This window comes from Kitasatospora sp. NPDC059803, from assembly GCF_042732255.1.
Lineage (GTDB): Bacteria > Actinomycetota > Actinomycetes > Streptomycetales > Streptomycetaceae > Kitasatospora.
This window is the reverse complement of record NZ_JBHWIJ010000116.1, coordinates 5,559-24,371: the sequence shown is the minus strand read 5'-3', so window position 1 is coordinate 24,371 and position 18,813 is coordinate 5,559. Positions and strand designations below refer to the sequence as shown.

17 protein-coding genes are annotated in these 18,813 nt (G+C 74.5%); 6 read left to right on the top strand and 11 right to left on the bottom strand.

The genetic code is table 11. The annotated features are described in order from the left end of the window. Positions 1-882: aminotransferase class III-fold pyridoxal phosphate-dependent enzyme (locus tag ACFV6I_RS19840; RefSeq protein WP_380426652.1), on the top strand; the 882-nt coding region annotated here is incomplete at its 5' end. Positions 883-1,037: 155 nt separating this feature from the next. Beyond that, entirely contained in the window at positions 1,038-2,501 is a 1,464-nt protein-coding gene (locus tag ACFV6I_RS19835; RefSeq protein ID WP_380426650.1) for a pyridoxal phosphate-dependent decarboxylase family protein, read from the top strand. A 125-nt stretch (positions 2,502-2,626) separates the two neighbouring features. On the opposite strand, the gene ACFV6I_RS19830 is transcribed toward ACFV6I_RS19835, so the two are convergent. The 10 genes from ACFV6I_RS19830 to ACFV6I_RS19785 all read right to left on the bottom strand — a co-directional run bounded on the left by ACFV6I_RS19830 (position 2,627) and on the right by ACFV6I_RS19785 (position 14,917). After that, positions 2,627-3,424: an inositol monophosphatase family protein gene (locus ACFV6I_RS19830; RefSeq protein ID WP_063351525.1), complete on the bottom strand. Its 798-nt coding sequence runs from the start codon at positions 3,422-3,424 to the stop codon at positions 2,627-2,629. A gap of 234 nt (positions 3,425-3,658) precedes the next feature. Further along, entirely contained in the window at positions 3,659-4,867 is a 1,209-nt protein-coding gene (locus tag ACFV6I_RS19825; RefSeq protein ID WP_380426648.1) for a type III PLP-dependent enzyme, read from the bottom strand. Continuing rightward, complete coding sequence (locus ACFV6I_RS19820; RefSeq protein ID WP_380426646.1) at positions 4,864-6,633, bottom strand: IucA/IucC family protein; 1,770 nt, start codon at positions 6,631-6,633, stop codon at positions 4,864-4,866. The genes ACFV6I_RS19825 and ACFV6I_RS19820 overlap by 4 nt, the downstream gene beginning before the upstream one ends. Further along, entirely contained in the window at positions 6,630-7,850 is a 1,221-nt protein-coding gene (locus tag ACFV6I_RS19815; RefSeq protein ID WP_380426644.1) for an MFS transporter, read from the bottom strand. Before ACFV6I_RS19815 ends, ACFV6I_RS19820 begins: the two co-directional genes overlap by 4 nt. After that, on the bottom strand, positions 7,847-9,562 hold the full coding sequence (locus tag ACFV6I_RS19810; RefSeq protein WP_380426642.1) for an IucA/IucC family protein: 1,716 nt from the start codon (positions 9,560-9,562) through the stop codon (positions 7,847-7,849). Before ACFV6I_RS19810 ends, ACFV6I_RS19815 begins: the two co-directional genes overlap by 4 nt. Continuing rightward, positions 9,559-10,767, bottom strand: a complete 1,209-nt coding sequence (locus ACFV6I_RS19805) for an acetyl-CoA carboxylase biotin carboxylase subunit family protein (RefSeq protein WP_380426656.1) — start codon at positions 10,765-10,767, stop codon at positions 9,559-9,561. The genes ACFV6I_RS19810 and ACFV6I_RS19805 overlap by 4 nt, the downstream gene beginning before the upstream one ends. A 241-nt stretch (positions 10,768-11,008) precedes the next feature. Beyond that, positions 11,009-11,998, bottom strand: coding sequence for an ABC transporter substrate-binding protein (locus ACFV6I_RS19800; protein ID WP_380426640.1), 990 nt, complete (start codon positions 11,996-11,998; stop codon positions 11,009-11,011). A gap of 80 nt (positions 11,999-12,078) precedes the next feature. After that, complete coding sequence (locus tag ACFV6I_RS19795) at positions 12,079-12,921, bottom strand: ABC transporter ATP-binding protein (RefSeq protein ID WP_380426638.1); 843 nt, start codon at positions 12,919-12,921, stop codon at positions 12,079-12,081. Further along, positions 12,921-13,955 carry a FecCD family ABC transporter permease gene (locus tag ACFV6I_RS19790; protein WP_380426636.1) on the bottom strand — a complete coding sequence of 345 codons (1,035 nt, stop codon included), beginning with the start codon at positions 13,953-13,955 and terminating at the stop codon, positions 12,921-12,923. The genes ACFV6I_RS19795 and ACFV6I_RS19790 overlap by 1 nt, the downstream gene beginning before the upstream one ends. Beyond that, entirely contained in the window at positions 13,952-14,917 is a 966-nt protein-coding gene (locus ACFV6I_RS19785) for a FecCD family ABC transporter permease (RefSeq protein ID WP_380426654.1), read from the bottom strand. Before ACFV6I_RS19785 ends, ACFV6I_RS19790 begins: the two co-directional genes overlap by 4 nt. 274 nt (positions 14,918-15,191) lie before the next feature. Between ACFV6I_RS19785 and ACFV6I_RS19780 the strand changes: the two genes are divergently transcribed. Both ACFV6I_RS19780 and ACFV6I_RS19775 read left to right on the top strand, forming a co-directional pair. Beyond that, entirely contained in the window at positions 15,192-15,992 is an 801-nt protein-coding gene (locus ACFV6I_RS19780; RefSeq protein ID WP_063349948.1) for a (2Fe-2S)-binding protein, read from the top strand. A 111-nt stretch (positions 15,993-16,103) separates the two neighbouring features. After that, on the top strand, positions 16,104-16,505 hold the full coding sequence (locus ACFV6I_RS19775) for a VOC family protein (protein WP_380426634.1): 402 nt from the start codon (positions 16,104-16,106) through the stop codon (positions 16,503-16,505). On the opposite strand, the gene ACFV6I_RS19770 is transcribed toward ACFV6I_RS19775, so the two are convergent. Further along, positions 16,466-16,906, bottom strand: coding sequence for a DUF6191 domain-containing protein (locus ACFV6I_RS19770; RefSeq protein WP_380379867.1), 441 nt, complete (start codon positions 16,904-16,906; stop codon positions 16,466-16,468). The two genes, ACFV6I_RS19775 and ACFV6I_RS19770, sit on opposite strands and share 40 nt — an antisense overlap. A 39-nt stretch (positions 16,907-16,945) precedes the next feature. On the opposite strand from ACFV6I_RS19770, the gene ACFV6I_RS19765 reads away from it, so the two are divergent. Beyond that, positions 16,946-17,704 carry a dienelactone hydrolase family protein gene (locus ACFV6I_RS19765; RefSeq protein ID WP_380337019.1) on the top strand — a complete coding sequence of 253 codons (759 nt, stop codon included), beginning with the start codon at positions 16,946-16,948 and terminating at the stop codon, positions 17,702-17,704. 336 nt (positions 17,705-18,040) lie between these two features. Next, positions 18,041-18,813 (top strand): alpha/beta fold hydrolase (locus ACFV6I_RS19760; RefSeq protein ID WP_380426632.1); only part of this gene is annotated, 773 nt, incomplete at its 3' end.

Genomic DNA, 18,813 nt, shown 5'->3' with positions numbered 1-18,813 from the left:
CTGCCCTACCCGTACGGCTCCCGCTGCCCGTTCGGCGTCGGCGGCGAGGCCGGCGCCGACCTCGCCGCAACCAACGTCGAACGGCTGCTCGACGACCCCTCGGGCGGGGTCGTCCCGCCCGCCGCGATGATCCTGGAAGCCGTCCAGGGCGAGGGCGGCGTCGTCCCCGCGCCCGACGGCTGGCTGCGCGAGATGCGCCGGATCACCGCCGAACGCGGCATCCCGCTGATCGTCGACGAGGTGCAGACCGGCGTCGGGCGCACCGGGGCGATGTGGGCCGTCGAGCACAGCGGCATCGTTCCGGACGCCATGGTGCTCTCCAAGGCCATCGGCGGCAGCCTGCCGCTCGCCGTCGTCGTCTACCGGGAGGACTACGACGGCTGGCGCCCCGGCGCCCACACCGGAACCTTCCGCGGCAACACCCTCGCCATGGCCGCCGGCGCCGCCACCCTGCGCTACGTCGCCGCCCACGGACTGGCCGAGCGCGCCGCCGTCGTCGGCGAGCGGATGGCCGCCCGGCTGCGAGGGCTCGCCGCCGAACTGCCGGTGATCGGCGACGTGCGCGGGCGCGGCCTGATGCTCGGCGTCGAACTCGTCGACCCCGCCGCCGAACCGGACGCCTGCGGGGCTCGGCCGGCCGACCCGGCGCTCGCCCGCCGGGTCCGCGAGGCCTGCCTGGCGCGCGGGCTGATCGTCGAACTCGGCGGGCGCCACGACGCGGTGCTGCGACTGCTGCCGCCGCTCACCATCACCGACGAGCAGGTCGCTGCGGTGCTCGACCGGCTTGCCGACGCGATCGCGGCCGCGGCGGCCCTCGATTCCGCCGCAGCGGCGAGCCCTGTGGCGAGCCCTGCGGCTCCCGCGGCCCGGGGCGCCGAATGAGCGCGGGGCGAGGGGGCGGTGGCGGTTCAGGGGAAGGCTTGGGAGGAGGTTCGGGCGCCCGATCCGGGGCCGGTGGCGGTTCCGGTTCTGGAGTTGGCGGTGGTTCCGGCTCGGGTTCCGGCGCCGCCGCCGGACTGCCCGGCGGGCCCGCCCCATTGGACGCCCTCGCGGGCGGCGTCGGCGGGCCCGGCGCGCTCGGGCCACTGCTGGCCACCGTCCTCGACGCGCTCGACCACGGCATCGCCCTGCGCGGCGGGCCGCTGCCCGCAGGCAGTCCGGCCGAGCTCGGCGCGCTGGTCGCCGACGGCCTGGCCGGCGCCCACGGGCCCGGCGCGCTCGCCCGCCTCACCGAACTCCTCGCCTACGGCGCCGCCGACCCCGCCGACCCGGCCTGCGCCGCCCACCTGCACTGCCCGCCGCTCGCCGTGGCCGCCGCCGCCGACCTCGCGGTCAGTGTCCTCAACCCCTCCCAGGACTCCTGGGACCAGGCCCCCGCCGCCACCGCCCTGGAGACCGCCCTCCTCGCCGAACTCGCCACCTTGGTCGGCTACGACCCGGCCCGCGCTGCCGGCGTCCTCACCTCCGGCGGCACCGAGTCCAACCTCATGGGCCTGATGCTGGCGCGGGACCAGAAGCTGGACGGCATCGTCGAGTTGGACGGCATCCCGGGCGGCGTCCGGCCGTGCATCGTCGCCTCCGAGGCCGCGCACTTCTCCGTCCAGCGCGCCGCCGCCCTGCTCGGGCTCGGCGAGCGCGCCGTCACCACCGTCCCCGTCGACCGGCAACTCCGGATGGAACCAAAGGAGTTGGAGCGGACCCTGGCCGAGGCCAGCTGGGCCGGACGCACCCCGATCGCCATCGTCGCCACCGCCGGCACCACCGACACCGGCGGCATCGACCCGCTGCACGTCGCCGCCGACCTGGCCGGCCGCTACGGCGCCTGGCTGCACGTCGACGCCGCGTACGGCGGCGGCGCGCTGCTCTCCGACCGGCTCGCCCCGCTCCTCGACGGCATCGACCGCGCCGACTCCGTCTCCCTCGACTGGCACAAACTCGGCTGGCAGCCCGCCGCCGCCGGCGTCTTCCTGGTCCGCCGCACCGAGACCTACGTCTCGCTCGCCCGCCGCGCCGAGTACCTCAACCCCGTCGACGACGAGCAGGCCGGCTACCCCAGCCTGCTCGGCCGCTCGCTGCGCACCACCCGGCGGGCCGACGCCTTCAAGCTCGCCGTCACCTTGCGCACCCTCGGCCGCGACGGGCTCGGCCGACTCGTCGACGCCTGCCACGAACTCGCCCGGTCCGCTGCCGAGGCCGTCCGCGCCGAACCGTCGCTCGAACTCCACGCCGAACCCGCGCTGACCGTCCTGCTGTTCCGCTACCGACCGCCGGGCCTGACCGACGAGGCCGCCGTCGACGAACTCAACGGCAGCCTGCGCCGGTTGCTGCTGCGCACCGGGCGGGCGGTGGTCGGGCGGACCGAACTCCCGGGCGAGGGGCCCGGCCGGGTGCGGCTCAAGCTCACCCTGCTCAACCCGCACGCCACGGCGGGGGAGGTCCGTGCACTGCTGCGCGAGGTGGTGGGCGCCGGGCGGAAGGCCGAGGGGGACCGGGCCGGCTAGGCGCGTGCTGCGGGGAGTCGGTCATCGTCGGCCGCCCGGCGCCAGGGCAGGCCCCGTTCGAGACCGAGGACCAGGGCGCCGATTCGTGACCGCGACCGGATGACCGTGGTGGCGGTGGCGGTCCGTCAGTCGCTCAGGAGGAGGGTGCGGGTGAGCTCCCAGGTCTCCGGGTCGGCGGCGACCAGCAGGCCGTTCTCGCAGCCGGGGGCCTCGGGGCGGTAGGGGGTGCCGTCCAGCCGGGCGGACACGCCGCCGGCCTCGGTGACGAGCAGGGAGCCGGGGGCGTGGTCCCAGGGGAGGGTGCGCCAGTAGAGGAGGAAGTCGAAGCGGCCCTCGACGACGTCCGGGTACTCGATTCCGGCCGCGTGCCGGCCGGGGGAGACCTCGCCGAAGGCCGACTCGTTGGCCTGTAGGCGCCGGCGGTGTTCCGGGTCGAGGTAGCGGCTCTTCACGGATCCGCGCAGCTTCGCGGCGTCGCGCGGTGCCGGCGGCCGGGTCAGGCGTACGCCGTCGCGCCAGGCCCCGGAGCCCAGTTCGGCACAGTAGGCGGTGGCGGTGGCGGGCTGCCAGATCCAGGAGGCGACGGTCTCCCCGCCGCGGACGAGCGAGCACATCACGGCGTACTCGGGGCGGCCGGCGACGAAGTTGGAGGTGCCGTCGACCGGGTCGACCAGCCAGGCGGCGGGCTCGTCGTGGAGGGCCTGGGCGAGTTCGGGGTCGGCGGAGACGGCCTCCTCGCCGACCACGGGGATGGGCAGCAGCTCGCGCAGGCGGCGGGCGATGATCGCCTCGGCCTCGCGGTCGGCGACCGTCACGATCTCGCCGGGCGCCTTCTCCATCACCTCGCCGGCGGCCAGCGCACGGAAGCGCGGCTCCACCACCTCGGCCGACGCCTCGGCGAGTATCTCCGCGACCTTGTCCATCAGCACGTTCGCGCTCCCTTCGCTGCCTACCACTGTCGCACGAGTGTGCGGAGGTGACCTGCGGCGACCCCTGGGGCGGGCGGGGCCCACGGGTGGGGTCCGGCGCGTGGACGGGCGGGCGGCGGGGCGCGAACAGGAGGCGGAGAACAGATAACAGCTGACAGATAACAGATTTCGAAATCTGTTATCTGTCAGCTGTTATCTGTTACCTGTCGACCGTCATCCGGGGTGCCCTCAGCCGCCCAGGTAGTGGAACCCCGGGCGCGGGTGCATAAGGAACTCGTGGTGCGAGATGTTCCAGGCGTACGCGCCCGCCATCGCGAACAGCACGCGGTCGGCCGCCCGCAGGCCGTCAGCGTCGGAGGCGGCCCGGGCGAGGACGTCCTTCGGGGTGCAGAGCTGGCCGGCCAGGGTGGCGCGGCCGGTGGCGACGGCGGGGCGCGGCCACGGATGCGGCCAGGCGTCGACCGGGAGCACCTCGAAGGGCTGGGAGTGCCCCCGGGTGGCGGGGGTGCGCAGGTGGTGGGTGCCTCCACGGACCACCGCGAAGTCCTCGCCGTGGCTCTGCTTCACATCCAGCACCTCGGTCGCGTACCAGCCGCAGTGGGCGGTCAGGGCCCGGCCGGGTTCGATCCGCAGGGTCAGGCCGGGGTGGGAGTCCAGCAGCTTGGCCAGCCCCTCGCCGAAGGCCGTCCAGTCGAAGTGGTTCGCCGGGTCCTCGTAGTCCACGGCCATCCCGCCGCCGACGTTGACCTCCGCCAGCGGGAAGCCGTGCCGTTCGGCCAGCGCGGCCGACCAGGCCACGATCTGCTCGGCGACGGCCAGTTGCTCCGCCGCCGCGAGCCCGCTGGCCAGATGGGCGTGCACGCCGCGCAGGCGCAGTTGCCGTCCGAGCGGGCCGGGGCCGTCGCCGGTGAGCCGGCGCACGCACTCCTCGGCGCGGTCCGGGTCGAGCCCGAACGGCGTCGGCCGCCCGCCCATCGCGAGTGCCACCGCGTCGAGCGCACCGGTGGCGACCGGCAGGTTGACCCGTAGCAGCACGTCGACCACCGTGCCCGGCCGGTCCGCGAGGACGGCGTCGAGCCGGTGCAGTTCCTGCTCGCTCTCGATGTGCCAGCGGTGCACCCCGGCGTCCACGGCGGCGGCGATCTCGGCGGGCGTCTTGCCGGGGCCGCCGAAGGCCAGCGGCGCGTCCGGCACGGCCGCCCGCACGTGCGCCAACTCGCCTCCGCTGGAGACCTCGTAGCCGTCGACCGCGTCGCGCAGCGCGGCCAGCAGCGGCGCCTCGGGGTTGGCCTTGGCGGCGTAGTACAGCTCGACCCGCGCGGGCAGCGCGGCCCGGACGGCGGCGGCGTGCGCGCGCAGCGCCGCCAGGTCGTAGACGTAGGCGGGCAGGGCGTCGGGTGCGAGGGCGGCGACGTGCCGGCGGACGATCTCGGTCATCGGGCGGCGCTCCCGAGGGAGAGGGGGGCGGAGGTGCGGGAGGCCTGGGCGAGGACGGATCCGGCGAGCGGCGAGGGCAGGCGGACGTAGCCGGCCTGCCGGTCGGCCTTGCGCTCCCAGCGGGTGAGCAGGTTGGCCTTGGCCGGCAGCGGCACGCCCGCGAGCAGTGCCCGCAGCCGGGGCGGCCGGCCGTGGCCTGCCGCGTACTGCTCCAGGGTGTCCCGGACCACCTGCCACAGGGCGCCCTCCAGCTCGGGGTGGCGGTCGGCGAGGGCAGCGAGCAGTTCGGCGACGTGGTTGACCAGCAGGCAGTAGACCACCCGGTCCCAGCCGCGCTCGGCGTCGTACGTCATCGGCCCGGCGACCTCGGGCGGGAGGGCGGCCAGGATGTCGGCGTTGTGCTCGGGGACGAGCTTGGTGCCCTCCAGATCGCGGAAGAGCACCTGGGTGGGGTGCCCGGTGGCGTCGACGCCGATGAGCACGTTCTGCAGGTGCGGTTCCAGCACCACGCCGTGGTCGAAGTAGGCGGCGAGCACGGGCGGGATGAGCAGCCCCAGATAGGCCCGCCACCAGTCCAGGGCCTGGTAGGCGTCCGAACTCCCCTCCAGCAGACGGGAGATGTGGGCGGAGCTGGTCGGGTGCTCGTCGGCGACGGCGGCGGCCAGCAGCGGGGTGACGCCGGGTCGCAGTACGCCGCCGAAGCCCTCGCGGACGATCAGGCCGAAGCCCTCGTAGAGCGCCTGGTCGGGTCGGCCGTCGGCACCGGGCAGGGCGAGGGTGCGGAACGCGGGCTCGCGCAGCATCGCCGCGTCGGGGAAGCGCCGGGCGAGGTCGGCGAGGGCGGGGGCGAGCAGCCGGGTGAGCGCGACGGCGCCGGTGAGCTCGTAAGCGGCGTTCTTGCGCAGGCAGTTGGTGATGCGCACGTTGAGGCTGAACTTGAGGAAGGCGTCCGCGCCGTGGAGGGTGCGCACCGAGGCGGTGGCGGCGAACTCCTCGCCGCGCGGCCCGAGGTCGAGGACGTCACCGCGGTCCAGGGAATCGCGCAACAGCGGGTGATCGCCGATGAGTTGGTACTGCCAGGGGTGGGCGGGCAGCAGCCGGTAGCCGTCCGGGACGTCGCCGAGGCCGTCCAGCAGGGCGCTCGCGCTCTCGTCCAGGGACTGCTCGGCGATCAGTTCGGTGCGGACGGCGAGGTGGCGCAGCGGGAACGCCGCACGGGACTCCGGGGCGTACCCGCGCCAGTCCCCCCGGGCGGCGGAGCGGGACTTGGGTGCCGGGTGGAAGCGGTGGCCGAACAGCAGGGCCTGCTCGGACTCCAGGTAGCGGTCCGGTCCGGAGGTCGGGCGGCCGGCCAGGCTCTGCCGGAGGCCGTCGTGGCTGGAGGTGACCTGGCCCAGGAACTCCTCGTTCACCGTGCCGGTGCGCAGCTCCAGTTCGTCCTGTACGTGTTCCGCCAGCTCGCGCCAGTCCAACTCCGCCCAGCTGCCGCCTCGTTCGATCTCGACCGGGCCGGTGAAGCGGTGCGCGCCGAGCAGCGAGGTGCGGCGCAGGGCGATCCGCAGCAGGGCACCGCGCCGGGGCAGGCGCAGCAGCAGGCGGCCGTCGGCCACGGCGGTCTGGTGCTCGGGGGCGGAGACTTCGCGCAGCAGGCAGTTCAGCAGAGTGTGGGCCACCGCGTCGTCGGCGGTGGGCAGTTCGTGGCTGATCGGCTCGTGAGTGATCGACTTGTGGGTGATCGGCTCGGGGGTGATCGGCTCGGGGGTCATCGGCGACTCCAGCGCTGGCGGAGGGACGGGAGGGAGAATGCGGTGGCCGCGATGGCGGCCAGCAGGGCGGCGGCGGTGCCAGCCACCACGGGCGCGGCGGCGCCGAACTGCCCGTTGGCCAGCGCTGCGACGGCGCCGGCGGCGACGGCGCCGCCCTTGGAGACGAGTTCGAGCGTGCCGAACATCCGCCCGGGCGCGCGCCCTTGGGCCGCTCCGGCGGCGAGTACGGCGAGGCAGACCAGGCCGAGCGTGAGCCCGGCGCCGAGCAGCAGCCGGACGGCGACGAAGACCGGGAGCGAGTACGCGACGGCGTGCCCGGCCAGGCCGAGCGCGACGAAGCCGAAGCCGAGCGCGATGCCGGTGTGCGGGCGGGCGTGGAACAGCGTGTGGATGCGCGCGGCGAACACCAGGTAGCACAGGTGCGGTAGGGCGAACAGCACGCCGGTGGTGGTGCCGGAGACGCCGGGCAGCCGTTGCTCGGCGAGCGAGATGAGATAGGGGAAGGAGATGACGGTGGCGAAGACGAAGACGAACTCGAAGACGTAGAGCGGGAGAAGCGGGGCGGCGGGTGCCCGCTCGACGCGTCCCTCCGACACGGGGGCGGCCGCCGGACGGTCCGGCTCGGGCAGCAGGGACAGCAGCAGTGCGGCGGCGAGCGGGAGGACGGCCATCACCAGGTACTGGCGGTGCGGGTCGATCCACGGGGACAACGCACCGACCAGGATCGGCGCGGCCACCAGGGCTGCCCGGGCGCTGCCCTGCATCAGGGTGAGTGCGCGGGACAGCCGCGGCCCGTCGAGGGCGGCGGCGAGGTAGCCGTTGGTGGCGGCGAAGGTGCCGCCGAGGAAGCCCTGGAGGACCAGTGCGAGGGTGAACGCGGGCAGACTGCCGGCGGCTCCGGCCAGCAGGAAGGAGACGGTGAGCCCGAGTTGGGCGCGTAGCAGCAGCCGCTTGCGGCCGTAGCGGTCGGCGAGCCGGCCCCACAGCGGTGCGCCGAGCGCGCTGAAGACCGTCGGGACGATGTAGAGCACACCGGCCCACCGGGCCTGCGGATCGCCGAGCGTGGGCAGGATCGCGGTCAGGTACGGCGGCAGGCCCAGTGCGGCGAAGGAGGCGACGAAGTAGCAGGCGGCGACGGCGTGCACCTGGCGGCGGCCGAGTCCGCCGGAGTGGTCCGTCCCGCGGCCGGAGCGCTGCGGAACGGTCTCCACACTCACCGGGCGATCCCGTTCGCCAGCAGGTAGTTGGGGCCGCTGGTGTAGTGCTTGTTGATGTCGGCGGCGCCCGAGCGCTGCTTGCTGAGCAAGGTTCCGGCGCTGACCATGGCCTTGACCGGCAGGCGTTCGGCCTCCAGCAGGTCCGTCCGCAGCGGCTCGCCGGCCGGCCCGATCCGGTCCACCGCCTCGGCCAGGCGCTTTCGCAACAGTGTGAGTACGTCAGTGAGTTCGGCGCGACGGTGCTCGGCGAGGCCGAACGCGAGCGCGCCGGTGCACAGGTGTCCGGTGATGGTGGTGAACAGGTCGGTGAGCGCCCGGTCGTCGTCGCCGAAGATCCGGGCGTCGTCGAAGTCGGCCCGGGTCGGGGCGAGTTCGCCGAGGCGGGCGGTCATCCGGGCGGTGTGCACGCGCGGGCCGTCGTCGTCCTTGTAGAGCAGGCGCAGTCCGTCGTCGTCGAGCACCAGGGAGGTGTTCTGCTGGTGCGACTCCAGCGCTATGCCGTAGTCGAACAGCGTGGTCTGCCAGTCCAGCAGGAGTTCCAGCAAGGAGTCATAGAAGGCGAGTTGGTCGCCGTCGTGGAAGCGGTCGGCGAGGTGGTCGAGCACCAGGCGACCGCCGGGCGCGGGAGCCAGCAGGGCGGCCAGCGGGACGGTGACGGCCCGCTCCAGCCCGGCGGGGTAGCGGCGCAGCAGGACGGCCAGCAGCTCGTGGCCGGCGTGCGCCCAGGTCTGCTCGTCGGCGTGCAGGACGCGGCCGGCGAAGCGCGGCTCGCGGGCCAGTACGGCCTCGATCAGGCGCTGGCCGGCGGCGCCGTCGAGCAGCGTGCCGGGCTTGATGGTGCGGCGGTTGAGCCGGCCCAGCGAGGCGGTGGCGAGCGGGAGTTTGAGGTGGCAGGCGGGGTCGTCGGCGACGGCGACGGTGCGCATGGAGAGCGTCGGCACGACGGTCAGGTACGGCCGCTCGGCGAGCACCGCGCGGCCGGCCAGGCCGACCGCCTCCAGCGCCTCGTCCAGCGGGGCGCCGACGGTGAGGGGGTGGACCGGCAGGGTGGTCCAGCCGTCGCCGGGGCAGGCGTCCGCAAGGCCCAACCAGGCCGGAGTGGGCCACCAGCTCGGGAGCGGACGCTGGCCGTGGGTGGTGAGGGCGTCGGTCGGGACGGCCAGCCAGCGCAGCTCGAATGCGGGATGGAACTCCGGTGCATAGGAGTTCAGTTGGGGTTCGGTGAGGCCGGCGCGCCCGCGCGCGGTCGGGTAGACGGGGTGGTCGAGGTAGGCGGCCAGGGTGTCGTGGCCGAGGGCGGCGGCCAGGCCGGTCCAGTCGGCCGGGTCCTCGCCGTACAGGTCGGTGAGCCGGGCGTGCACCTCGGGCCGTGCGCGCTCGTGCAGTTCCATGGTGGCGAGGGTCTGGCGGCACTCCTCGGCGAAGGCGGCCCAGCCGGGCCGGTCCTCGGGCTCGGCCAGACCGGCCAGGGCCGCCACGATGGCGTCCAGACCGGTGAGTCGGCGCCCGGCCAGCTCCAGCAGGGGCAGCCGGGCGGCGTACTCGCACTGGAAGCCCTCGGCGGCGACGGGCAGGGCGAGTTCGGCGTCCGCGACGGTGAACCAGGGGCCGTCCGCGCGGTCCTCCACGGCGCCGCGGGAGCGCAGGCCGAGGACGTCCTCGCGCAGTAGGGCGGAGAGCACCCGCAGGGTGAGCTGCTCGTCGGCGGTCACGGGGTGATCTCCCAGCGGTTGGCGGCGCGGAACCGGGCGACGGCCGCGTCCACGGCCTCCTGATCGGCACCGATGGCCCACATCACGCCCAGGTAGTCGCGGTTGGTGCGGTAGTGCTCGTGCCGCTCGCCGAGCGGGCGCAGCGGGCGGTAGGCGAGCCGGACGCCGTCGCGCTCCTCGTCGTACGGGCCGGGGGCGGCGGTGAGGAGGCCGGCCCGGTCGGCGCAGACCACCTCGTTGCGGGCCCGGCGCGGGGTCGCGGCGCACTGCGCGCCGAGGTCCGCGGGGAGTTCCCGGCCGAGGTGGGTGGCGAGGATGTGCTCGAAGAGCGGGACGCCGAGGATTTCGGCGAGCATCAGGTCGCACTGGTCGCCGATGGCGCGGTAGTTGACCTCGATGATCCGGGCGCGGCCGTCCGGCTGCACGACGAACTCGGTGTGGCAGGCGCCGAGTCCGATGCCGAGCGCGTCGAGTTGGGCGAGCACCTGCGCGACCACCTCGGCGGGGTGCGCGGGGACGAACTCCAGTACCTCCTCGATGAAGTCCGGCGGCGGGGAGAGCTGCGTGCGGAAGCCGCCGAGGACGTGCCGGCGGCGGCCGTCGCCGAGGGTCTCCAGGGTGCACAGCCGGCCGTCCAGGAACTCCTCGACGACCAGCGTCGCGCCGGCCCGGCGGTGCTGGATCTCCCGGCAGCGGAGGGCGAGTTCGGCGGCGTCGGCGACCAGTGTGACGTCCTCGCTGGCCACTCCCTCACGGGGTTTGACCACGCAGGGGAACGGCGGCTCCAGCTCGGCCGGGTCCTGCCCGGGGGCCAACTCGGCGGACCAGACGGCGTCCTGGCCGGTCAGGGCGAGGTGGCGGCGCAGCTGGCCCTTGTCCTTGGCCCGCAGCGCGGCCTTCCAGTCCTTTGCGGGGAGGCCGAAGTACTCGGCGGCCAGGGCGGTCTGGGTCTGCAAGTGGTCGCTGTTGCTGAACACCGCGTCGGGCGCGTGATGGCGGGAGACCAGGCTGATCACGGCGCGGAAGTCCCGGACGTCGCACTCCAGCACCTCGGGTGCGGTGAACGGGAGGTCGGCGTAGGCCTTCCGGTGGGGTCCGGCGTGGTCGGTCAGGACGGTGACGTCGAGCCCGAGCCGGGCGGCGGCGGGCAGGAAGCCGGCGGTGACCGAGTCGGTGGGGTTCAGGGCGAGCAGGTAGAGCCGCATGGGGTGGTGGTCCTTGAGGGTGGTGACGGACGAGAGCGACGGCGGGCGGATCACGGGGCACGTCGGGAGGGCGGCGAACAGATGACAGGCGACAGCTGACAGATAACAGATTTCGAAATCTGTTATCTGTTTGTTGTCATCTGTCATCTGTTCGTTGTCGGCTATTCGGTGGCGGCTGCTGCTGTGGCCGCCACCGCCACCGCCACCGCTACCTCGTCCGCCCGCCGTCGTCCGTCGGCGGTTACTTGGGTGCGTCCACGCCCGCGGCCTTGGCGATGTCGCCGAGCATGGCGTCGGCGGCCTGGACGCCGATGCCGGACATCCAGGTCTCGTCCGGGACGTTGAAGACCTTGCTGTTCTTGACGGCGTTCAGGCCCTGCCAGACCGGGGTCTGCTGGACCTCGCTCTCCTTGGTCTTGGACGGGTCGTCGGCGGTGGTGACGAACACCAGGTCGGCGTCGGCCTGGTTGATCTGCTCGGCGCTCACCTCGACGATGTTCTTGTCGACGTCCTGGGCGGCCGGGCGGGCCAGGCCGACGTCCTTGAGCACCACGCCGCTGTAGGAGGCCTTGGCGTAGAGGCGGGTCGGTCCGGCCACGAAGCGGACCACCGAGGCGGTCGGCATGGCGCCGCCGTTCTTCGCCTTGATCGCCTCGCCGAGCTTTGCGGCCCGCGCCTGGTAGTCGGCGAGCGCCTTCTTGGCCTCGTCCTCCTTGCCGAGCGCCTGCGCGTAGAGGGCGAGGTTCTCCTTCCACGGGAACCCGGTGGTCTCGGCGAGCACGGTCGGCGCGATCGCGTTCAGCTGGTCGTAGACCTTGGCGTGGCGGACCTTGGAGGAGAGGATCAGGTCGGGCTTGAGGGAGGCGATCAGCTCCAGGTTCGGCTCGTTCATCGGGCCGACGTCCTTGGTGTCCTTGATCTTGTCCTTGAGGTAGTTCGGGAACCCGCCCTCGGTCTTCATGTGCGGCGACACCGCGCCGACCGGCGTGATGCCGAGCAGCGTGACGTCGTCCAGCTCGCCGCTGTCCAGCACCACGACGCGCTTGGGCTGGGCCTTGATCTGGGCCGTTCCGGCGGCGTGGGTGACGGTGCGCGGGAAGCCGGCGGAGGCGCCGGCGCTCGCGGAGGCGGCGTCCCCGCTCTGCTTGGTCCCGCCGTCGCTGTCGCAGGCGGCGAGCAGCGTGGTGGACAGGGCGACGGCGAGGACGGCGACGGGGAGGCGGCGGTTCATGGGGTTCCTTGGATCGGGTCGAGCGGGTGTCGGGGGTGAGGAGCGTCGAGGGTGAGGAGCGGGGGGGGGGGGGGCAGCGGTCAGCGGTCGGCGGCGCGCGGCCGGGTCTGCGCCCGGGGGACGACCAACGGCGTGCCGGTCTCCGGGTCGGGCACCACCCGGCACGGCACCTGGAACACGGCCTCGACCAGGTCGGCGGTGAGGACCTCGGCGGGCGGTCCGGCAGCGGCGAGCCGCCCGTCCTTGAGCACCACCAGGTGGTCGGCGTACCGGGCGGCCTGCCCGAGGTCGTGGAGCACCATGACGACGGTGCGTCCGGCCTCGGCGTGCAGGTCGGCGACCAGGTCGAGGACGTCGAGCTGGTGGCGCAGGTCGAGGAAGGTGGTCGGCTCGTCGAGCAGCAGCAGTTCGGTGTCCTGGGCCAGCGCGAGCGCGATCCAGGCGCGTTGGCGCTGCCCGCCGGAGAGCCGGTCGACCTGCTGGTCGCGCAGTTCGGCGGTGCCGGTCCGGGCGAGGGCGTCCTCGACGGCGGCCTGGTCGGTCTTGGACCACGGGCTGAGCATCCGCTGGTGCGGGTACCGGCCGAGCCGTACCAGCGCCTCGACGGTGATCGCCTCGGGGGTGACCGGCTGCTGCGGCAGCAGGCCCATCCGCTTGGCGAGGGCCCGGGCGGACATCCGGTGGATGTCGGAGCCGTCCAGGGTGACGGTGCCGGCGGCGGGGTCGAGCAGCCGGACCAGTCCGCGCAGCAGGGTGGACTTGCCGCAGGCGTTGGGCCCGACGATGGCGGTGACGGCGCCGCCGGGCAGTTCGAGGTCGAGCCCGTCGACGATCGTGCGGTCGCCGTAGCGCAGGTCGAGGCCGTGCGCGGCGAGCCGGTTGGCGGTGGTGGTGACGGACTCGACGGTCGTCGTGGGCGTCATCAGTTGCTCCTCTGGGGAGGCCGGCCCTGGCGGATCATCAGCGCCAGGAGCCAGGGCGCGCCGAGCGTGGCGGTGACGGCACCGACCGGCAGGCCGTGGACGGGGATCACGTGGAGCACGAGGAGGTCGGCGGACAGCAGGAGGACGGCGCCGGTGAGCGCGGTGAGTCCGAGCGTGCCGAGGGTGGGCGGCCCGGCGAGCAGCCGGACCAGGTGCGGCACGGCGAGCGCGACGAACGCGACCGGGCCGGTGAGGGCGGCGGCCAGCGAGGCGAGGGTGATGCCGAGCAGCAGCAGCCAGAGCCGGTCCCGGCCGGGGTTGAGGCCGAGGCCGCCGGCCGAGTCGTCGCCGAGGTCGAGGACCGAGATCCGCCGCTGGCAGAGCAGCACGGTCAGGGCGGTCAGCGCGATGGCGGTGCCGCCGATCCAGACCTCGGTCCAGTTGCGGCCGTAGAGCGAGCCGGTGGTCCACTGCATCGCGGAGGAGGCCAGCTCGGCCGGGAACCGTACGATCATCAGGTTCACGGCGGCGGCGAGGCCCTGCTGCACCGCCAGGCCGACCAGCACCAGCCGGGTGACGGCCATCTTCGACCGCCAGGCGAGGCCGCCGAGCAGCAGCGCCGCCAGCAGTCCGCCGCCGAGCGCGGCCAGCGGGATCAGCTGCTGGGAGGCGCCGGTGGCGAGCATCAGCACCGCGCCGAAGGACGCGCCGCCGGTGACACCGATGGTGTCGGGGGAGGCCAGCGGGTTGCGGAAGAGCCGCTGGAGCATCGAGCCGGCCATCGCCAGCCCGGCCCCGGCGATCAGCGCCGACACCACCCGGGGCGCCCGGAACTGCTGCACCACCAGGACGTTTCCGGGTTCGCCCTGCCCGACCAGGGCGCGCAGCGCGTCCCATCCGGACAGGCTCACCTGTCCGGTGCCGAGCGCGACGCCGGTCAGCACCACCAGGACGACGGCGGCCAGCGCCGACCACGCGGCGGTGCGGGCCCGGCGGCGGGCGAGTGTGCCGACGGGCACGGCGAGCGCGGTCACCGGGCCACCTTCCGGGCCAGTACGGCGAGCAGCGGCGCGCCGAGGAAGGCGGTCACGATGCCGACCTCGATCTCGGAGGGACGCACCACGAGCCGTCCGAGCACGTCGGCGGCGAGCAGCAGCAGCGGACCGGCGACCAGGCAGCCCGGCAGCAGCCAGCGGTGGTCGTTGCCGAGCAGCGGGCGGACCAGGTGCGGCGCGGCCAGTCCGATGAACGCCACCGGCCCGGCGACGGCCACCGCGCTGCCCGCGAGCAGGACGACGGCCAGCCCGCCGGCCAGTCGGATCCGGGCCACCGGCACGCCGAGCGACTGGGCGGTCTCGTCGCCGAGGGCGAGCGCGTTGAGGGCGGGCGAGATCGCGAACGCGCCCAGCAGGCCGAGCAGCAGGAACGGCAGCACGGGGGTGAGGGTGTCCAACTGCCGCCCGCCGATCGATCCGGCCAACCAGAACCGGGCCTCGTCCAGGGTGCGGTGACTGGCCAGCATCAGCGCGGAGGTCCAGGAGGTGAGCACCACGGTGAGCACGGTGCCGCCGAGCGCGAGCCGGACCGGGTCGAGGTCGCCGCCGCGCCGGGACATCGCGTACGCGGCGACCGCGGCGACGGCCGCCCCGGCGAAGGCGAACCAGACGTACTCGACGGGCCGGGTGAGGCCCAGCGCGTAGATCGCGGCGACCACGGCGAGGCTCGCGCCGGCGTTGACACCGAGGGTGACCGGGGAGGCGAGCGGGTTGCGGGTGACGCCCTGGGCGACCGCCCCGGCGACGCCGAGCGCGGCCCCGACGGCCAGCCCGATCACCGTTCGCGGCAGGCGAAGGCCCGTCACCACATCGGCGTCGCCGCCGTGGGCGGCCCCGGTGAGGGCGTCGGCCACGGTGGACAGCGGGATGGATCGGGAGCCGAGCGCGAGGCTCAGCGCGGCACACAGCACGAGCGCGCCCACACCGGCGACCAGCAGCAGGGGCCGCTGGACCGCCGAGGATCGAGGCGTCGCCGGGGCTGTGGTGGCCGGCGGGTCGGTTCTCAACACGAGTCGACATCTTAGGTTAGGTTTGCCTAAGTTCGTCAATCTCGGGTTGCCTGGTCCGATGTCGGGCCGTTCGCCGCGGCGTCGACCCGTCCGGGTGTCGTGGGTGCCGTACCGCCCGGCCCGGCCCCGGGTGATGCACTTCCTGAGGCATTGTAAGGTGAGCCTCACCTTATTCGATCATGCGGAGTCGATCCACGGAGCGCCGATGATCCCCGGAACACCCCTGCCCGTCGCACCGACGTCCACCCTGCCCGGCGACTACCGGCGCCTGCGCGAGCTCTGCCCGGTGCTGGAACTGCGCCTGCTCGACGCCGACGAACCCGACCCCCGAGCCGCCGACGGCTGGTACTCGGGGGCCGAACTCGCCGCCGACGAACGGGCCCTGGCCGCCGCCCTGGCCGGCGAGGAGGAGCGCATCGCCGCCGAACACGGCCGCGCCCCCCGCCCGCACGTCACCGCCTCCAGACTGCTGCACCACTACGTCTGGTCCGCGTGCCTGCTCATCGCGGGTCCCTGGCACCTCGCCCGGAAAGTCCCCCTCGTCGACCCCGCCGACCTCTGGCTGCACGCCCCCACCGGTGACCTCGCGCTGCGCCCGCGCGGCCACGTCACCCTCCCCGGCGACGACGAACTCCGCGCCGAACTGCGGGCCGCCGTGGTCGCCCACGTCGAGCCGGTGCTCGCCGCCTTCGCCGCCCCCAGCCGACGCCGCGACCGGGCGCTCTGGGGCATGGTGACGGACGACCTCGCCTCCGCCGTCTGGTACCTCGGCCGGATGCTCGGCGAGGAGGACACCGCGGTCGTCGCCGCCGAGGCGGTGCTGCCCGGCGGTACCCTCCCGCTGCCCGGCGCCGCCGACTTCCGCCGCCTGCACACCCCCGACGGGCGCGGCCACCACACCCGTACCCGGCTCGGCTGCTGCCTCTACTACGCCGTCAAGCCCGAGGCCGCCGCCTGCCTGACCTGCCCGCGCACCAGCGACGAGGAACGGCTGCGCCGGTTCTGAGGAGTCCGTCCGAGGATCGCCGTCGGGGGGATCGTCGGGGGGAGTTGGGGGATCGTTGAGGGGATCGTCGGGGGCGGTTCGTTGTCAGTGGTATCGGCTAGGGTCGCGGCCATGATCGATTCGACGACGCGGGTCCGTATCGCCCGGCCCTCGCGCGACCTCGCGGCGGCCGAGCGCTTCTACGTCGGCGGCCTCGGCCTCGACGTGCTGTGGCGCACCACCGAGCGGGTGTCCGGCGAGCACGACCTGCTGATGGTCGGTCCGCCCGGCGGAGCCTGGCACTTCGAACTCACCCACGACCCGGAGAACCCGCTGGAGCCCACCCCGACGGTCGACGACCTTTTCGTCGTCTACCTCGGTGCGCCGGTGGACGACGCCCTGGTCGCCCGGCTGGAGGCCGCCGGCGGCACCCCGGTCCGGTCCCACAACCCCTACTGGGAGGAGTTCGGCGTGACGATATCCGACCCGGACGGCTACCGGCTGGTGCTCTGCTCCCGTGGCTGGGGGGCCTGAGCGCCTGTCCGGCCCCGTCCGGTCTCACCGCCCGTCCCGCCCTTGCCGTGCAGCACCGCCACGCCCCGGTCCAGGTCCACGCCGAAGTGCGGCGGCGCTCCGACCTGGGCGTCGTCCCGCAGCGTCAGCTGTTCCCGCCGCTGTTCGACCTGCACCCGCTTGCCCGGACTGAACAGCGCCTGCAACTCCTCCAACCCGCCGCCCAGGCCCACCCCGGTGCTCCCGCCGCCCCGCCGCCAACGCCCCGACGACTCGCCCCGGATCTGCCACGCGATCAGGAGCATCAGCCCGATCACCGCCGCCGCCACGCACGCCACATCTACGATCACACCCATGTACGCCCAACGCCGGGCGGTCGCACCCGCGTTCCCTGCGGGCGCCGCGTCGGTGGCGGCGTCCACCCGCTAACCTGCCGCGCGAACCGAAGGAGACCCCTTACCATGACCGTGCGCGGAACCACCGTGGACATCCCGACGGCGGACGGCACCGCCGACGCCTACCTCGCCCACCCCGACGACGGGCGGGCCCACCCCGGCGTCATCCTCTACATGGACGCCTTCGGGCTCCGACCCCAGCTGAAGGACATGGCCGACCGGCTGGCCCAGGCCGGGTACGCCGTGCTGGTCCCCAACGCCTACTACCGGAACGGCCGCGCGCCGGTCGTCGAACTGCCGCCGCTGATCGACCTGGAGAAGGACCCGACGATCTTCCAACAGATCGGCCCGCTGCTCCTCAGCCTCACCCCCGAGGTGACCGCCCGCGATGCGGACGCCTATCTGCGTTGGCTCGCCGACTCCCCGCTCGTCTCGGACGGCCCGGTCGGCCTCACCGGCTACTGCCGCGGTGCGTTGCTCGCCCTGTGGACGGCCGCCAGCCACCCCGACCGGATCGCCGCCATCGCCGGGTTCCACGGCGGCAACCTCGCCACCGATGCGCCGGACAGCCCGCACCTGGGCGCCTCCCGGATCACCGCCGAGGTGTACTTCGGCCACGCCGACGAGGATCCGTCCATGCCCGCCGAGCAGATCGAACGGCTCGCCGAGGCCTTCACCGCCGCCGGTGTCCGCCACCGGGAGGAGGTCTACCCGGGCGCCGCGCACGGCTACACCCAGGCCGACACCACCCGCTACGACGCCGTCGCCGACGCGCGCCACTGGGAGGCGGTGCTCGACCTGTTCAAGCGGACCCTGTCGGCCTGAGCCACCGGAGGGCCGGGGCGGCGGGCGCGGCGTGGCCCGGTCCGCCCCGGCCTGGTCCGCCCCGGCCTGGTCCGTGCAGGCGCGGGCCGGTGACGGCCTTGCGCCACAGCACCTCCTCTTCGTCCTCCAGTCGCGCAACGGACGCGAGGTGTTCGGGTCGGCGTGGAGCCGGGCGGTCAGGGTCTGGTGCCTGACAGCGAGTCCGGGCCCGGCTGTCGGCCGGGCCGCCGGGCGTCGGGGAGGCGCCCGGGACTCGTGGCAGTGGTGAGTAACGAACCCGCGTCACCCGGCACCACCGGCCGGGACCGGGCGGACGGATCCAGGGGGGAGCCGAACGTGCAGAAGACAGAGAACAGGCAGAACGCGCAGGAACCGTGGGGCACGCAGGACACGCAGGACACGCGGGCCATGCGGGACGTGCAGGACGCCATCGGGCAGGCGCTGGCCGAGCGCGTCCCCGGCGGGGTCCGACAGGGCGAACTCGACCGTGGCGGGCGGGCATTGCGCTGGGTGGAGGCGGGGCGCGGCGGTCCGCCGGTGGTCCTGCTCGCGGGCTGCGGCACCTCGTCGCTGACCTGGGCGCCGGTGTTGCCCGAACTGGCCGCGCACAGCCGGGTCGTGGCGTACGACCGGGCCGGGCTCGGTGCCAGTGACCCCGATCGCGTCTCCGGCCCGTCGTTGGAGTCCCCGACCGAGGACCTGGCGGCCCTGGTGGAGCACCTCGGCGCCGGCCCGGCCGTCCTGGTCGGGCACAGCTGGGGCGGCCAGCTGGCCCAACTCCTCGCCTGGCGGCGCCCGGAACTGGTGGCCGGCCTGGTCCTGGTGGACCCGGCGCACGAGGAGTTCCAGCCACCGGCCATCCGCGCCGCCGAGGCCGTCCTGTTGCGGGTGGGGTTACTCCGGGCGGCCTTGACGCCCGCCGCACGCCGTGCCGGGGGAGCTGTCGCGAGGGCCGAGGCGGCCGTCGAGGCACACCGTCACCAGCGGCTGACCGTCCTCGACGAGAACCGGCTGACGGTCCTCGCGGTCTCCGAGCTCCGGCGGCGGCGCGCGGGCGCGCGGGGGGCCGCCCGGGGGGGGGCCCGGGTGTGCGCGGGCCCCGGCCGGGC

Coding starts and splice junctions, on each gene's coding strand:
- ACFV6I_RS19830 (WP_063351525.1), bottom strand. CDS start 3,424: ATGGACAAGGTCGCGGAGATACTCGCCGAGGCGTCGGCCGAGGTGGTG.
- ACFV6I_RS19825 (WP_380426648.1), bottom strand. CDS start 4,867: ATGACCGAGATCGTCCGCCGGCACGTCGCCGCCCTCGCACCCGACGCC.
- ACFV6I_RS19820 (WP_380426646.1), bottom strand. CDS start 6,633: ATGACCCCCGAGCCGATCACCCCCGAGCCGATCACCCACAAGTCGATC.
- ACFV6I_RS19805 (WP_380426656.1), bottom strand. CDS start 10,767: ATGCGGCTCTACCTGCTCGCCCTGAACCCCACCGACTCGGTCACCGCC.
- ACFV6I_RS19800 (WP_380426640.1), bottom strand. CDS start 11,998: ATGAACCGCCGCCTCCCCGTCGCCGTCCTCGCCGTCGCCCTGTCCACC.
- ACFV6I_RS19795 (WP_380426638.1), bottom strand. CDS start 12,921: ATGACGCCCACGACGACCGTCGAGTCCGTCACCACCACCGCCAACCGG.
- ACFV6I_RS19780 (WP_063349948.1), top strand. CDS start 15,192: ATGATCCCCGGAACACCCCTGCCCGTCGCACCGACGTCCACCCTGCCC.
- ACFV6I_RS19775 (WP_380426634.1), top strand. CDS start 16,104: ATGATCGATTCGACGACGCGGGTCCGTATCGCCCGGCCCTCGCGCGAC.
- ACFV6I_RS19765 (WP_380337019.1), top strand. CDS start 16,946: ATGACCGTGCGCGGAACCACCGTGGACATCCCGACGGCGGACGGCACC.